This window comes from Magnetospirillum sp. 15-1 (genome assembly GCF_900184795.1).
In the GTDB taxonomy this organism is placed as follows: Bacteria; Pseudomonadota; Alphaproteobacteria; order Rhodospirillales; family Magnetospirillaceae; genus Phaeospirillum.
The window spans coordinates 111050-126664 of sequence record NZ_FXXN01000024.1 but is presented as its reverse complement, the minus strand read 5'-3'; the positions used below and the strand labels follow the sequence as shown (position 1 = coordinate 126664).

Sequence of the window (15615 nt, the reverse complement as noted above, 5' to 3'; positions counted from 1 at the left end):
TGGCGGCGCAACCGGATTGTTTCTGGCCCCTTGAGCCGGCGGCTTGCCCGTGCTTTGCTGCCCGCCGGTCATCAGCGAGGCTTTCCCGTGCGCCATCTCATCGCCCTGTTGTTCATGCTTGCCTGGGGGCTGCCCGCCCTGGCGGCCGAGCCGGCCCTCGACCTGCTGGACGTGCCGGCTTCCTATACCGCCGCCTTCTCGGTCACCTCGTCGCGCGGCACCTATCATGGCCGGGTCTGGCATATGCCGGGCCTGGAGCGGCGCGAGGTCGCCACCAGCGGCGGCGGCCAGGGCGTCCTGATCGACCGCAACGCCGACGCCGCCTATCTGCTGGGGCTGTCGGGCAAGTGGTACGTGGGGTTGTCGCTGCGGGCCGCCGCCGGCATGGTCGGCGGCCTCGACGCCTGGCAGGTCAACCGCACCCGTCTGCGCGAGGAGAATGTGGCCGGTCTGCGCGCCACCCGCTGGAAGACCCGGGCCGAGGGGCCGAAGGGTGGCTTCACCGGCGACATCTGGACCAGCCGCGACGGCATCGTCGTCAAGGCGGTCGGCGTGCTGAGCAGCACCGATGGCGACGATTCTCCGGTGGAGATGAGCCTGTCCGACGTGCGGGTCGGAGCGGTGGAGCGTCAGATGTTCGACCTGCCCAAGGGCTGGTTCGGCTTCGACCTGCGTCAGGTGCCGCCGGACAAGGTGGTCCAGGCGGTGGAGAACCTCCGGCCGCTGCTTGAAGGGCGCAAGGGGAAGTAGGGGCGGGGAATGAAGCGAAACGCGGCCGTCACGGCCGCGTTCTCATTCTACCAGGTCCGCACGCGACCGGTGTCGATGTGGACGAAATCGGATTCGGGATACATGCCGACGCCGCCGCCCTTGAGCGACAGGGCGGCTCTGCCCACCATGCGGGTGCCGTGGCCGGGCAGCCGGATATCCACCGCCTTGCCCTGGGTGTGCAGGGACTGGGTGGCGACGCCGTCGCTGAGCGAGGCCATGATGGCGTTGGTGGTCGGCGAGCGGTAGCCGCAGATGATGTGGATCGGCCCCTTGGCCCCCACCTTGCGCTGGACCGAGGTCATCAGGTCGAGCAGCTTGGGGTCGATGGGGTGGACCTGATTGTTGCGGTGATCGCGCAGGAAGCGGCTGATCTGGGCGATGCACTTGGTCTGGTAGTGCCCCTCGGCCCAATAGACGGACTTGAAGGTCTCGCCCGTGTGGGTGTTGTACAGATGGATCTGGCGTTCCGGCAGGCGGCGGACCGCGGCCTCGACCGGATTGCTGACCACCAGGGTGGCTGCCGCGCTCAGACCGAGTCCAAGGAAGCCACGTCGGCTCTTCGCCTTATCGAACATTCCCCCTCCGTCCCTGTTGTCCGAGGCACTCCCCCTCGGGCGGAGACCTTATTACCATTTTGGGGCGGGCGGGAGTCAACTACCCCTTGGTTCCGCGAACGGGTAGGGGTGGGTAGGTCAGGACGCGCCGGCGGTGCGGCCCGTGGCCGGACGGATGGCCGGAGTGCGGGCGCGCTCCAGGGCGGTCATCAGCCGGCGGTCGTGGCCGTAAAGGTCGTCGCGGAAGTGGAGATTTCCGCTCTCGTCGGCCCAGGCGGTCCAGTACATCATATAAACCGGCGTGGTCCGCTCCAGCATCAGGGTGCGGGTCGAGCGGTTGGCGGAGATGTTTTCGGCCAGCTTGCCCTGCCAGCGCGAGCCCAGCAGCATCTCGCCCAGTTCCACCGGCCGTTCCAGCCGCACGCAGCCATGGGACAGCGCCCGGTACGAGCGGCCGAAGGCCTTCCGGTTGGGGGTGTCGTGCATGTAGATGTCGTCGGAATCGGTCAGGTTGAACTTCAACTGGCCCAGGGCGTTGTCCGGCCCCGGCGGCTGACGCAGGCGATAGGGGAACTTCTTGCCGATGGCGTTCCAGTCCACGCCGTCGCCCGCCGATTCGGGGCTGCCCTCGGGGTAGTCGACGATCTGGAGCTTGCTGCTGCTCAGGTAGTTGGGGTCCTTGCGCAGCTTGGGCAGGATTTCCTTGTTGGCGATGCTGGTCGGCACCCGCCAGGCGGGGTTGAGCACCACCGAACTCATGGTGGTGTTCATGCTCGGCGTCGGGTGCTTGGTGTCGCCCACCACCACCCGCATGGTCATGGTGATGTTGCCGTCCTCGACCACTTCCATCTGCTGGGCGGCGATATTGACGGCGATGTGGTTGCGCCCGAACGTGCGGGGCATCCAGCGCCAGCGTTCCAGATTGACGGCGATCTGCCGGGCCCGCGCGTCGGCGGGAACGTTGAGATGGGCCAGCGTCTTGCCGCCGATGGTGGCGTCGGGATCGAGGCCGTGGCGGAGCTGGAAGCGCTTCACCGCCTCGATCAGCGGGCCGTCATAGGTCTTGCCCTCGGAGAAGGCCTCTCCCAGGTCGCCCGAGGCGATCAGGCGGCGGCGCAGTACCTGTACGCGCTCGTCGGTCTCGCCGGGGACCAGCTTGGCGCCGTCGGGAAGGGTGGGCCAGCCGCCGGAAACGGCGATGGCGCGGGCCTTTTCCAGACCGTCGCGCAGCCGGACATAACCGACGTAATGGGGGGAGACCGTCTCGATCTGCTCGGCCAGGGGCTTGCCCTCGGCCAGCGCCTTGAGGAAGCGGACCCCGTCGAAATCATTGCGCGTCTCGGCGCCGAACCCGCCGACATTGCGGGCGGGCGGCACCGCGCCGATGGCCAGATCGCGTCCGAAGCGCAGCAGCGTGGCGCTGACCAGCACGTCGCCGTCCAAATCGCTTCCCGCCGTCGGCAAGGCATAGGTGGCGGGGTCGAGACCCTGGGCCGTCGCCAGGGCGCGGGCCTCGCGCAGCAGGGCTTCGGCGGTGGCGGAACTCCAGGCGGCCTGCCCCTGGCGCCCGCGATAGAAGTCGCGCAGCGCCTTGCCCTCGGGGGCGGGTTCGACCAGCGGGGCGGCGGTGATGGCCGCCTCGAGCCGGCGCTGGGTTTCAGCGGCGGATTGGGCCTGCGCCGATGGCTCCCAGCCGAAGACGGCCAGGCCCATGGTCAGAGAGAAAAGCAGCGGGCGCGACGACAATACCGTATGACCTCTAGCCCGACGGGCGGGCGAACAGCACCATTGGCGGGAGGGTATGCCCTTCCGCACGACTCGATATCGATCCAATCGGCCCGGGTGTCAACGGGCAACAGGGGCGCCGCAGGGAATTATCACAAGTCGTCAGCCTTGCGCCCAGGGCAGGCCCGAAGCTTTCCACCCCGCCACCGCGCCGCGGTGCTTGGTGGAATCATGAGGACCCTCGAAGCCGTCGGTGACGTTCCAGGCGCCGGTATAGCCCAACTGGGTCAACAGTTCGGCCGCCGCGCGCGAGCGTACGCCCGAGCGGCACAGCAGCAGCAAGGTGTCGTCCTTCTTCACGCCATGGGCTTCCACCTGGGCGACGAAGGCGTCGTTGCGGGCCATGGTGGGGAAGACCTGCCACGAGACCAGCAGAACCTGCTTGCCGACCGGCGACAGGTCGGGTACGCCGACGAACGACCATTCCGCCTGGGTGCGGACGTCGATGACCTTGGCCGACGGGTCGGAAGCAAGGCGCTCCCAGGCGGCGGCGGGGGAGATTTCTCCGGCATAGCCGGGGGTGGACGGGTTGCTCATGAAAGGCTCCGGGTTAGAAACTACATAATCTCTAGTGCATAATAGATATATTGTACACGAAAAAATGTTGACCGGGGTGTGAAATGTGGGGTAAACCGTAGTTCATCGACATCATACACATTGCTGTGTGTAAAAAAAGCAAGAGGACCAGTCATGAAGGACGCCACCCACGCCGACCTCTCCGTCATCGAGCCGCTGGTCCGCTCTTCCGATATGGCGGAATACCGGCAGGCCCTCTTGCGTCATCAGAGCGGCGAGTGGGATGCCGAGCGCTTTACCGCCTTCCGCCTGCGCTACGGCGTTTACGGTCAGAAGCAGGCCGGCGTCCAGATGGTCCGTATCAAGATTCCCGGCGGCATCGTGCCGACTCCTTGGCTGAAGACCCTGGCCCGCGTCAATCGCGAATTCGCCAAGGGCCCGGCCCACATCACCACCCGGCAGGACTTCCAGCTGTATTACGTGCCGCTGGAGCGCTCCGCCGACATGCTGGAAATCCTCAATGCCGGCGGCATCACCACCCGCGAGGCCTGCGGCAACACGCTCCGCAACATGACGTCGTGCGCCCTGGCCGGCGCCTGCGGCCGCGAACTGGTGGACGCCGGCAAGGTGGCCGAGCAACTGGCGCGGACCTGGATTCGCCATCCCCTGGTCCAGCACATGCCGCGCAAGATGAAGTTCACCGTGTCGGGCTGTGCCACCGATTGCGGCGCCTCGCCCATTCATGATCTGGGCTTCATCGCGGTGGAGAAGGACGGGAAGAAGGGCTTCAAGGTCCTGGCCGGCGGCGGCCTGGGTGGCCAGCCGGTCATGGCGGTGGAGGTCCTGTCCTTCGTCGCCGAGGAGGACCTGCCCACCGTGGTCGAGGCCGTCGCTCGTCTGCATCAGCGCTATTCCAACCGCCGCGACCGCGGTCTGGCCCGCTTGAAGTTCGTGCTGAAGCGTTTCGGCGCCGAGAAGTTCACCGCCCTGTTCCAGGAGGAATTCGAGCGCCTGCGGAGCCTGCAGCAGCGCCCCTGGCAGCCGCTTTCCTGGCGCAAGCCGGTGGAGGCCCCGGTGGCCCGCACCCCGGCCGGCGTGGTACAAGGCCATGACGGCAAGGTGGCCCTGGTGATCTACATACCGCTGGGCATCATCGACTCGGACCAGTTGGATGCGCTCTACGATATCGCCGTATCGGCCGGCGTCACCCAACTGCGCACCACCCGTGATCAGAAGCTCGCCCTGCTGGACGTGGCTCGGGACAAGGTGGACACGGTGACCGAGGCCGTCCGCGCCCTGGGCTTCGACATTCCCGCCAGCGCCGAGGAGGTGCCCGACGTGGTGTCGTGCCCCGGCACCACCACCTGCCGCATCGGCATCACCAATTCCCAGAGCTTCGGCATCCAGGTGGAGAAGGAAGCTCAGCTTTCTCTGAAATCGGGCGCGGCCGATGCCAAGGGTGTCTCGGTGCACGTGTCGGGCTGCCAGAATTCCTGCGGCCTGCACCATGTGGCCGATATCGGTCTGCACGGCATGGGCAAGAAGATCGACGGCAAGCCGGCCCCCCACTACCAGCTGCATTTCGGCGGCGACGCCTATGCCGGCCAGGTGGGGATCGAAGGCCCCATCGTTCCCTCCCGTCTCGCCAACCGGGCCGTGGCCCTGCTGCGCCGGGAAATCCAGGCGGCCCGCGCCAAGGGCGAGAGCGTCCGCGCCTGGGCCGAGCGTCTGGGCAAGGACGGTATCAACGATGTGCTGAAGCCGCTGGCGGCGGGCGAGGGCGAGGATCTGTTCACCGATTGGGGCGACAGGGACGTCTTCGTCGGTCCGCCCAAGGCCAAGGGCGAGTGCGCGGCTCCCCAGGTCAGCACCACCTATTACACCGATCTGGCCGATGACGGGCTGATCAACCTGGACCGCTTTCTGGCCCGTGGCCGCTGGCCCGAGGCGCTGAAGGCCGGCGAGGAAGCCACCGTCTACGCCATCCGCCTGCTGCTGGCCGGCCATGGGGTGGTGACCGAGGATGATCAGGATGCCGAGGCGGTGTTCGCCCTGTTCCGCTCGTCCCAGGCGGCGACCATCGAGGCGGTCAACGCCTTCGAATCGGTGCTGGCCGAGCGCACTTCCGCCCTGGTGACCGGCGACGCCGAGTCCTACCGCGAGGCGGTGGCCTACTTCATCGACACGGTGGGCGTGCTGGTCAACAAGCCCAAGGCGCCGGTGGTGGCCGAGGTGGGCGATCTGGCCTCGATCCTGGCGGTGGTGGCCTGATGTCCCTCGACGTGGAACACCTGATCCGCGCCCACGGTCATCTGGACGGCAAGGAATTGCTGGCTGCCCTGGTCGGGGGCGAACTGGCCGGGCGTATGGCGGTGACCTCGTCCTTCGGGGCGGAATCCGCCGTGCTGCTCGATCTGGTCGCCGAGGTGGACCCCGGTATGCCGGTGATTTTTCTCGACACCAACGAACTGTTTGATGAGACTCTGGAGTATCGCTACCAACTGGAGCGTCGCCTGGGTCTGACCAATGTGGTGGTGGTCCGTCCCAATGACCAGGAATTGGCCCTGGCCGAGGATTTGTGGCGGACCGACGAGGATCGCTGCTGTGAACTGCGCAAGGTCCGGCCGCTGGCCCGCGCCGTGGCGGGGTATGCCGGTCTGGTGGATGGGCGCAAGCGGGCTCACGGCTTCGAGCGCGAACATCTTGCGACCCTCGAGAATGCCGGCGGCGTGCTCAAGATCAGTCCGCTGGCCAATTGGCGGGCCGAGGAGATCGAGGCCCATTTCCTTCGCCGCAACCTGCCGCGCCATCCGCTGGTGGCGCAGAACTACCGTTCCATCGGGTGTTGGCCGTGTACCCGTCCGGTGGACCCCGGCCAGCCCGCCCGTGCCGGGCGCTGGGCCGGCAAGGGCAAAAGCGAATGCGGTATTCACACCATGTCCCTGGGCCTCGACGGCGCCGGGATCTGAACGCGGAAAGACAATAAAGAGATGATCATGAACGATCTCGACGCCTTGGAGAGCCAATCCATCTACATCCTGCGCGAGGCCTTCAACCGCCTCGACAAGATCGCCATGCTGTGGTCGATCGGTAAGGATTCCAACGTCATGCTGTGGCTGGCCCGCAAGGCCTTCTTCGGCCATGTGCCGTTCCCCGTGCTGCATGTGGACACCAAGCACAAGATCCCGGAAATGATCGAGTTCCGCGACCGGGTCGCCAAGGAATGGAACCTGCCGCTGATCGTCGGCGAGAACACCGAGGCGCTGGCCGCCGGCATGGGGCCTCATAACGGCCGCGTCGAGTGCTGCACCGCGCTCAAGACCGAGGGGCTGAAGGCCCTGCTGGCCAAGCACGGCTTCACCGGCGTCATCGCCGGCATCCGCCGCGACGAGGAGGGCACGCGGGCCAAGGAACGGGTGTTCAGCCCGCGCAACCAGTCGGCCGAATGGGATTTCAAGGACCAGCCGCCCGAGTTCTGGGACCAGTTCAAGACCGATTTCGCGCCCGGCACCCACCTGCGCATCCACCCGCTGCTGGCCTGGTCCGAGCTGGATGTGTGGCGCTATATCGAGCGCGAGAACATCCCCATGGTCGACCTCTATTTCGCCAAGGACGGGCGGCGCTATCGCTCGCTGGGCTGTGCGCCCTGCACCGGCTCGGTGGCGTCCACCGCGTCGACGGTGGCCGAGATCATCGAGGAACTGGAGACCACCAAGATTTCCGAACGTTCGGGCCGCGCCCAGGACAAGGAATCCGAGGACGCCTTCGAGCGTCTGCGCGCCGGCGGCTATATGTGAGCGAGGGGCACCTGATATCATGAGCAGCACCGCAACCGCCCTTAAAGTAAGCCCAGAGGTTTCCGTGTCCCAGAACGCTTCGCCCCAGAACGCTTCTCCCATGAAGATCGTCGTGGTCGGCCACGTGGACCACGGCAAGTCCACCCTGGTCGGCCGCATCCTCAACGAGACCGGGGCGCTGCCCGAGGGCAAGGTCGAATACCTGAAGGAAGTCTGCGACAAGCGCGGCATGCCCTTCGAATGGGCCTTCGTCATGGACGCCCTGCAGGCCGAGCGCGACCAGGGCATCACCATCGACACCGCCCAGATCCGCTTCAAGACCGAGGCCCGGCCCTACGTCATCATCGATGCCCCCGGCCACAAGGAATTCCTGAAGAACATGGTGTCGGGCGCGGCTTCCGCCGAGGCCGCCGTGCTGGTCATCGACGCCGACGAGGGCGTGCAGGAGCAGTCGCGCCGCCATGGCTACCTGCTGCATCTGCTGGGGCTGCGCCAGATCGCCGTGGCGGTCAACAAGATGGATCTGGTCGACTTCTCCGAGGTCCGCTTCGAGGAAGTGAAGGCCGAGATCGTCGCCTATCTCAACTCCATCGGCGTCGAGCCCACCTACGTGATCCCGGTGGCGGCCCGCTCAGGTGCCAACATCGCTTCCCTTGCGCCCGAGACCCCCTGGTACACCGGCCCCAGCGTGCTGGGGGCGCTGGATCGCTTCGAGCCGGCCAAGCCCGCCACCGATCTGGCACTGCGCCTGCCGGTGCAGGACGTCTACAAGTTCGACGAGCGCCGCATCATCGCCGGCCGCATCGAATCCGGCCGCCTCAAGGTGGGCGATACCCTGGTGTTCTCGCCGTCGGGCAAGATGGCCAAGATCGCCACCATCGAGACCTGGGGCAATTCCGTCGCGTCGGTTTCGGCCGGAGCCGGGCAGTCGGTGGGCATCACTCTCGACGAGCAGATTTTCGTCGAGCGCGGCAATGTCGCCAGCCTGGAGCATCATGCTCCCTATCAGTCCCACGATCTGAAGGCCCGCGTCTTCTGGCTGGGCAGGGGACCGCTCAAGGTGGGCTCGCGCTACAAGCTGAAGCTGGCCACCGCCGAGCACGTGGTCGAGGTGACCAAGATCGAGCGGGTCATCGACGTGGAGGACCTCGCCAACCACCAGGGTACCGAGGTGGCGCGCAACGCCGTCGCCGAGGTGGTGTTCAGGGCCAAGTCGCCCATCGCCCATGACTCGTTCGTGGACAATCCCCGTCTGGGCCGCTTCGTCCTGGTCGAGGGCTACGACATCGTCGGCGGCGGCGTCATCGCCGAAACTCCCTCGGACGAGGCCCGCAACCGCTCCTCCCACGTCACCCAGGTACCCCACAAGGTGGATGCCGAAACCCGCGCCATCACCAATGGCCATCGCGGCGGCGTGGTGTGGCTGACCGGCCTGTCGGGCGCCGGCAAGTCGAGCATCGCCATGGAGGTGGAGCGCCAGCTGTTCCTCAAGGGCTGGCAGGTCACCGTGCTGGACGGCGACAACGTGCGTACCGGCCTGTGCGGCGATCTGGGCTTTTCCGATGCCGACCGCGCCGAGAACATCCGCCGGGTGGGCGAGGTGGCCCATCTGTTCGCCGATGCCGGCATGGTGGTGGTGACCTCGTTCATCTCGCCCTTCCGCGCCGACCGCGAGAAGGTCCGCGCCATCAACCCCGATGCCTTCCACGAAGTGCACGTGGCGACCAGCCTGGACGAATGCGAGCGTCGTGACCCCAAGGGACTGTACAGGAAGGCCCGTGCCGGTGAGATCGCCGACTTCACCGGTGTTTCCTCGGCCTACGAGCCTCCGGCCCTGCCGGAACTGGCCCTGGCCACCGAGGGCAAGAGTGTCGACGAAACCGTGGCCGACCTGCTGCGCTATATCGAGAAGTCGTTCTCGCTGTCGGCCCGCGAGCAGGCCAACGGCTGGGGTCTCTGAGGCTTTCATGGAATTATGGAAAGGGCGTCGCCTTTCGAGGGCGGCGCCCTTTTCCTATGGCGCTTCCGGCAGGGTGAAGCGGATGGTGCAGCCTTCGGTCACCGAGGTGTCGATCCAGATGCGCCCACCCAGGCGCTCGACGATCTTGCGGCAGATGGCCAGGCCGATGCCGATGCCGGGAAACTGGTCGGGGCCGTGGAGCCGGCGGAATACCTGGAAAACATCGCCGGCATAGGACGGCAGGATGCCGATGCCGTGATCGGCCACCGCCACGGTGACCATGCCGTCCCCTGTGGTCGCCGTGATCTCGATCCGGGGCCGGGACTCGGCGCGGGTGAATTTCAGGCCATTGTCGATCAGCCGGGTGAACAGGTCGGCCAGCAGTTGCGGATCACCCATCACGCGGGGCAGAGGCCCGACCTCGACCGAGGCGCCGCCGCGCCCGATCTGGTCCGCCAGTCCTTTCAATGCCAGGCGTAGGGGGGCGTCCAGGGGTGTCGGCCCGATACGGCCGTCCAGCGGGGCGGTCTGGGCATAGGTGAGAAGGCCGTGGATCTGCTCCTGCATCCGCCGTCCGGCCTTGGCGAGGTAATCCAGCAATTCGTGGGTATCGGCATCCAGGGTCCGGCCGACCCGGCGTTCCAGCAACTGGCTGAAGCTGACGATGCCGCGCACCGGTTCCTGCAGGTCGTGGGCGGTGATCTCGGTCATCCGTTCCAGCTCCCGGTTGGTGCGCATCAGCTTGTCGACGGAGGCCGCCAGGGCCCGCTCGGCCGTCTTGCGGTCGGTGATGTTCTCCAGGGCCACCAGCACCCGGTCCAGCCGTTCCTCATGTCCCGGAGGAACCCGCCAATGGACCACCACGGTCCGCGGGTCGCCGTCCAGGGTCTTGACCTCGCCTTCCACGGAAAGCTGGGTCTCGCCGTTCCAGATGGCCATGATCTGGCGGGCGAAGGCCTGGCGCGAGGTTGGCGTGAAGGTCTTTTCCAGATTGCCGAGCAGGGCGGCGCGGTTCGGCGCGTTGTGCAGCGCCAGGGTGGCGGCGTTGACGTTGACCACCACCACTTGGGCGGCGCAACGGTCGACGACGTCCGGATGGCTGTCGAGATAGGCCTCCATCCCGCCCACGACCTGTCCGCGCAGGGACTCCAGCTCCGTCTTGACCCTGGAGAAATCCTCCTCCCACAGGGAAACCGGGGAATTGTCGAACAGGATGCGCAGGTGCTCTTCCCGGGACTGGACGGCGTGGTAGCCCCGCTCGATGGCGTGGCGCATCTCGGCATAGGCGGCCGCCAGGTCCTTCAACTCGTCGTGGGGAGCATCCAGGGGCATCTCCCAGTCGGCCTTGTCGAGATTCATATGGCGCACATGGGCCGCTATGCGGGCCAGCGGTTGGGCGATCAGCCGGTAGACCTGCCAGTACAGGGTGGCCAGGATGCCGGCCATCAGGACGATGTTGGCCAGGAACAGCAGCCCGGCCCGGTGGATCACCGGCGTGAGCATTCTGCTCTTGCTCACCGAGACGTCCAGGCGGCCGATGTCCAGATCGCGTCCGGAATAATTCCGGGTCAGGGGATAGGAGGCCGTCAGCTCGTCGCTATCCTCGCGGCCGCCTTCCTCGGCCAGGACGGCGCCGCCTTCGTCGGTGACGCGGACCAGTTGGACATAGGGAAACTGCCGGATGCCGGTCACCAGCTGGGCCAGCCGCTCGGCGTCCTGCAGCCAGACGTTTTCCGTCACGCTGGCGAGGTAGCCGGCCTCGATCTGCCGAAAGCGCTCCTCGGCCCGCTGGGTGGTGATGTGGTAGTCGGCGAGGATCAGCCCCACCGCCATGAGCAGCGCCAGGACAAGCCCCACCACGCCCAGGCGGATGATCAGTCGGTGGGCGACGCTGCCCTTGCGGGCCAGGGCGGCGGCGAAGGTCATTGCAGCCCCGTCACCGAAGCGCCGAGGCCGCCGAAGACCCGGCTGGCGATGGCCTCGTACGAGCCGTCGGATTTCATCCGGCGCAGGATGTCGGCCAGCGCCGGGACCATGCCGGCATGGCGGCGGTTGAGGTAGATGAACATGGGAACCTTGGCCAGGGGTGGTTCGGCGCAGACCAGCGCGATGTTCAGCTCGCGGGCCAGCCACAGGATCTGCCAGCGCTCGTGCAGGATCAATTCCACCCGCCCGGCCCTGAGCAGGCCCAGCAGATGGGCGGAATCCTTCACGGTGGTCAGTTGCCGCACCGGCGGCAGGTTGTGTTCGAAGATCTGCCAGCCGATGACGTAGGCGACCGAGAACGGCGCCGTGGCGGCCCAGTCGGCGGGGGGCTTGCCGCCGGGCAGGGTACAGGCCACGAAATCGTTGACGAACATCCGTTCGGGGACGGCGACCAGATTGGGATATTCCCGTTCCAGGCCGGCCACCCGCCCGGTCAGCCCGTCGATGATGCCATCGTCGGCAAGCTTGATGCCCCGCGACGAGGCCGGGATGACTTCCAGTTCCCCCGCCCTGCCCAGCTTGGTCAGCATCTCGCGAATCAGAAGCTGGTGAAAGCCGGTGCCCGCCGCATTGGTCCAGGGATCGATCATTCCGGTGGAGAAGCGCAGCACGTCGTCCGCCTGCCCCGGCCGGGGCAGGGCCATGCATAGCGCCAGCAGGCCCAGGGCGACGGCCCTGCCTATTTCCCAGGTGAAATGTCTCATCGGATTTCCCACCTTTCGGTAGGCCAACTATACCATGAGTCGAGGGTGCCTGTGCATCGCCGAAGATCGATGGCTGGCGACCCGCCCGCCGTCCTGTCGGTGGGGGCCGTCGCCGACCGGTGAGGGTGGTTTGTTGGTTCGCGATTTGCCATAGTCCCGGCGGCCAAGCACGGTGGGGAAGGGAGGAGAATGGCGCGGGCGACCATCGTGATCACGGGGGCGGCGATCCTCTGTCTGCAACTGATCGCCTCGCGGATCATGACGCCGTTCTTCGGGGTCAGCCTGCTGATCTGGACCGGTATCCTGTCGGTCACCCTGTCGTGCCTGGCCCTCGGCTATTATTACGGCGGTGTCTTCTGCCGGGGCCGTTCCGCCGGAGAGCTTCGCGGCGCCTTTTACCTCGGCCCGGCCCTGTCGGGTGCGTGGCTGGTGGCGGCCGTCCTGCTCTATCCGGTCTGCCTGGGGCCGCTGGCCGAGATGAGTCTGGTGGGCGGGGCGTTCCTCGCCTCCGTGCTGCTGCTGGCCGTGCCCCTGGTCCTGCTGTCGGCGCTCAATCCCCTGCTGGTGGCCCTGGAGCGTCCCCTGCACGGCGAGGCCGATGCCGGGGCGGGCCGGGTGTTCTTCATCAGCACCGTCGGCTCGGTCGCCGGAGTGCTGGTGGCCGCTTTCGGCCTGATCCCCTATCTCAGCGGCCGCCACTCCATTCTGCTCATCGCCGCGATCCTCTGCCTGCTGGGCGCCGTGGGAGGGCGCGGGGGGCGGGTGCTGGCCGTGGCGTTGGGCGGGCTGGCCGCCGCCCTGGCCTTGGGCCTGCTCGATCCTGCCGGGCGGAGCGGGCGGACGGCGCGCGATGGCGAGAACCGTCCCTGGACCACCATCGCCACCTATCCCTCGGCCTTCGGAGTGCTGAAGGTGGTGGAGGTGGGCGAGGGGGCCGGCATGCTGCGGGTGCTGTTCAACGACGGGCTGGCCCAGAACGGTTTTCACGCCGACGGGCGGCCGGCGCTGCAATTCACCCATTTCCTCGAGGCCGGCGCCATTCATCTGGTTCCCTCGCCCCGCAAGATCCTGGTGCTCGGCCTGGGCGCCGGGGTGATCCCCGCCGCTTTCGAGGCCAGGGGGGCGGCGGTGGAGGTGGTCGAGATCAACCGCCGTGCCTTCGAGGCGGCCCGCGATCATTTCAACTATCGTCCGGGGCCGGGGACCAGACTGGTGTTCGCCGATGCCCGTACCCAGGTGCGCCGTTGCGGCCCCGATCACGACATCGTCTTCGTCGATCTTTTCTCGGGCGACGGTATCCCCGAGCATCTGCTGACCCGCGAGTTCTTCGCCGATGTGCGGCGCTGTCTGGCGAAAGGCGGCGTGGTGGCCATCAACAGCTTCCTCGACGCCGCCCATATGGAGCCGACCCGCGCCGTCCTCGCCACCCTGGCCGATGTGTTCGGGCGGGTGGCCTTTGTCGAGCAGGCGCACCCGCCGTCCAGGCCGATCACCAACGGTTTCCTGTTCGCCGCCCGCGAGCCGGGCCGTCTTGACCATCTCGCCGCCATGCGGGTCGAAGCGACCGATCGGATTTCTCCCCACATGGCGGAACAGATGGCTGCTTCGCTGAAATCCCTGCGGATCGTCGACGCCGCCTCGCCGCTGGTGGCGGGCGCGCCGACGCTCTCCGACGATGACAATCCGCTGGCCGCCCTGGCCGCTTCGGCCCAGATGGCCTATCGCCGCGGGGCGGTGAGCACCGTTCCCGACCCCATTCTGGCGGATTGACGGGCCGGTGCGGTCCGCCGGGTGAGGGCGCTTGACCAAAAGCAAGTTCATCGTCACCGTCGCCGTGGTCTACTCCGGGCCGTATTTTGGAAGGTAAACGATGTCCGACCGCATTCTCATTCTGGTGGCCCTTTCGCTGATCGTCGCCATGGTGGCCGGAACGGCGATCCAGATCCGCCGCCCGCAGCCCACTCCCATTCTGGTGAAGGAATCCATGCGCCGGCCGGACTACGCCATTCCGCTGGAAAATCCCATGACCACCGACATGGCCGGCGAGACCAAGCCGTTCTTCGCGCGCATCACCAAGCCCACCGTGGTGAACTTCTGGGCCACCTGGTGCATTCCCTGCGTGCGTGAGCTGCCGCTGTTCGCCAAGTTCAAGCCCCTGGCCGAGGCGGCGGGTATCCAGGTCCTGACCATCAACGTGGACAAGGAAGGCGCCCCGGTGGCCAAGAAGTTCCTGCAGGATCAGGGCCTCGACCTGCCGGTGATCCTCGATCAGGACGGCGCGGTGTCCAAGGCGCTGAATGTACGCGGCATGCCCACCGCCCTGCTGGTCAACGTCAAGGGCGAGGAAACCGCCCGCATGGAAGGCGAGGCCGACTGGTCGCAGCCGGGCGTGGTGGATATCATTCTCGACCTGCTGACCCTTCCGTCCATGCCCGTCACGGCCCGCTGAGCGTTAAGGGGGGAGGAATGACCACCATGTCGCGATCCTTTGGCCGTTCCGACCTTGCCAACGGGGCTCACCGCGACGTGGCGATCTGGTTGTTGGCCTGCTGCTTCATGGTGGCGGTGATGGTGCTGCTGGGCGGTCTGACCCGCCTGACCCATTCCGGCCTGTCCATGGTGGAGTGGGAGCCCATCGTCGGCATCGTTCCGCCCCTCAACGAAGCCGATTGGCAACTGTTCTTCGCCAAGTACAAGCAGACCCCCGAATACCTGAAGGTCAATGCCGGCATGAGCCTGGCCGACTTCAAGGGAATTTTCTGGCTGGAATATATTCACCGAGTGTGGGGCCGGCTGATCGGCATGGTCTTCGGGCTGCCCCTGCTGTGGCTGGCCTTTTCGGGCCGCATCGGCAAGGCGATGATTCCGCGGCTGGTCGGGGTGTTCCTGCTGGGCGCCGCCCAGGGCGGCATGGGCTGGTTCATGGTCAAGAGCGGTCTGGTGGACAACCCCGCCGTCTCCCATTTCCGGCTGACCGCCCATCTGGCCCTGGCCTTCCTCATCCACGCCTGGATGTTCTGGCTGGCCCTCGACATCCTGGCCGATCACCGTCCGTCGCCGCGCCGTCTGCACGGCGAGGCCGGCGGGACCATGTCCTGGCTGGCCGGCCTGACCATCCTGGTGGTGATCACCCTGCTGTTCGGCGGTCTGGTGGCCGGGCTCAAGGCCGGGCTGATCTACAACACCTGGCCCCTGATGGACGGCGCCATCGTCCCCAGGGACCTGTTCCCCGAGGGCTTCATCAGCCTGTTCGAGGACATCAAGACCGTCCAATTCGGTCACCGCACCCTGGCCGAGGTCACCATCGTGGTGGCGCTGGTCGGGTGGTTCCGCGCCCGCGCCCGCCTGGGCGCGCAGACGCCCGCCGCCATCCATGCGGTGGGGATCATGGCTCTGGTCCAGGTGGGTCTGGGCATCGGCACCCTGGTCATGGTGGTGCCGGTCTCGCTGGCCTCGGCCCATCAGATGGGCGCCATGGCGCTCCTCACCCTGTGCCTGTGGGCCATTCACGACCTGCGCCGGCGCATCTGAAACCGGCTTGC

General features: G+C 66.9%; 13 protein-coding genes. 8 read left to right on the top strand and 5 right to left on the bottom strand.

Translation table 11 applies throughout. The annotated features are described in order from the left end of the window. Positions 1-87: 87 nt before the first annotated feature. The gene (locus tag CP958_RS11775; protein WP_096702367.1) at positions 88-750 is read left to right on the top strand and encodes a hypothetical protein; all 663 of its coding nucleotides are present in this window, start codon (positions 88-90) and stop codon (positions 748-750) included. 47 nt (positions 751-797) lie between these two features. Here CP958_RS11775 and CP958_RS11770 read toward each other — a convergent pair whose 3' ends face one another. The 3 genes from CP958_RS11770 to CP958_RS11760 all read right to left on the bottom strand — a co-directional run bounded on the left by CP958_RS11770 (position 798) and on the right by CP958_RS11760 (position 3647). After that, on the bottom strand, positions 798-1346 hold the full coding sequence (locus CP958_RS11770) for a DUF882 domain-containing protein (protein ID WP_096702151.1): 549 nt from the start codon (positions 1344-1346) through the stop codon (positions 798-800). Positions 1347-1463: 117 nt separating this feature from the next. Then, entirely contained in the window at positions 1464-3071 is a 1608-nt protein-coding gene (locus CP958_RS11765) for a L,D-transpeptidase family protein (protein ID WP_242442859.1), read from the bottom strand. A 141-nt stretch (positions 3072-3212) separates the two neighbouring features. After that, positions 3213-3647, bottom strand: a complete 435-nt coding sequence (locus CP958_RS11760; RefSeq protein WP_096702149.1) for a rhodanese-like domain-containing protein — start codon at positions 3645-3647, stop codon at positions 3213-3215. Between the two features lie 153 nt (positions 3648-3800). Between CP958_RS11760 and CP958_RS11755 the strand changes: the two genes are divergently transcribed. Genes CP958_RS11755 through cysC form a run of 4 tightly spaced genes read left to right on the top strand, consistent with a single transcriptional unit; the run spans position 3801 to position 9383 of the window. Further along, on the top strand, positions 3801-5897 hold the full coding sequence (locus CP958_RS11755) for a nitrite/sulfite reductase (RefSeq protein ID WP_096702148.1): 2097 nt from the start codon (positions 3801-3803) through the stop codon (positions 5895-5897). Next, complete coding sequence (locus CP958_RS11750) at positions 5897-6595, top strand: phosphoadenylyl-sulfate reductase (RefSeq protein WP_096702147.1); 699 nt, start codon at positions 5897-5899, stop codon at positions 6593-6595. Before CP958_RS11755 ends, CP958_RS11750 begins: the two co-directional genes overlap by 1 nt. A 27-nt stretch (positions 6596-6622) precedes the next feature. Continuing rightward, complete coding sequence (gene cysD, locus CP958_RS11745) at positions 6623-7423, top strand: sulfate adenylyltransferase subunit CysD (protein ID WP_096702366.1); 801 nt, start codon at positions 6623-6625, stop codon at positions 7421-7423. Positions 7424-7442: 19 nt separating this feature from the next. Next, positions 7443-9383, top strand: a complete 1941-nt coding sequence (gene cysC, locus CP958_RS11740; RefSeq protein WP_096702146.1) for an adenylyl-sulfate kinase — start codon at positions 7443-7445, stop codon at positions 9381-9383. Positions 9384-9437: 54 nt separating this feature from the next. Here cysC and CP958_RS11735 read toward each other — a convergent pair whose 3' ends face one another. Next, positions 9438-11309 carry an ATP-binding protein gene (locus CP958_RS11735; protein WP_096702145.1) on the bottom strand — a complete coding sequence of 624 codons (1872 nt, stop codon included), beginning with the start codon at positions 11307-11309 and terminating at the stop codon, positions 9438-9440. Continuing rightward, on the bottom strand, positions 11306-12073 hold the full coding sequence (locus tag CP958_RS11730; protein WP_096702144.1) for a transporter substrate-binding domain-containing protein: 768 nt from the start codon (positions 12071-12073) through the stop codon (positions 11306-11308). The genes CP958_RS11735 and CP958_RS11730 overlap by 4 nt, the downstream gene beginning before the upstream one ends. Before the next feature lie 189 nt (positions 12074-12262). Between CP958_RS11730 and CP958_RS11725 the strand changes: the two genes are divergently transcribed. From CP958_RS11725 to CP958_RS11715, 3 genes are all read left to right on the top strand, one after another. Beyond that, entirely contained in the window at positions 12263-13843 is a 1581-nt protein-coding gene (locus CP958_RS11725; RefSeq protein WP_096702143.1) for a fused MFS/spermidine synthase, read from the top strand. A gap of 100 nt (positions 13844-13943) precedes the next feature. Continuing rightward, complete coding sequence (locus CP958_RS11720) at positions 13944-14522, top strand: TlpA disulfide reductase family protein (RefSeq protein ID WP_096702142.1); 579 nt, start codon at positions 13944-13946, stop codon at positions 14520-14522. A gap of 17 nt (positions 14523-14539) precedes the next feature. Then, positions 14540-15604, top strand: a complete 1065-nt coding sequence (locus tag CP958_RS11715) for a COX15/CtaA family protein (protein ID WP_096702141.1) — start codon at positions 14540-14542, stop codon at positions 15602-15604. Positions 15605-15615 lie beyond the last annotated feature (11 nt).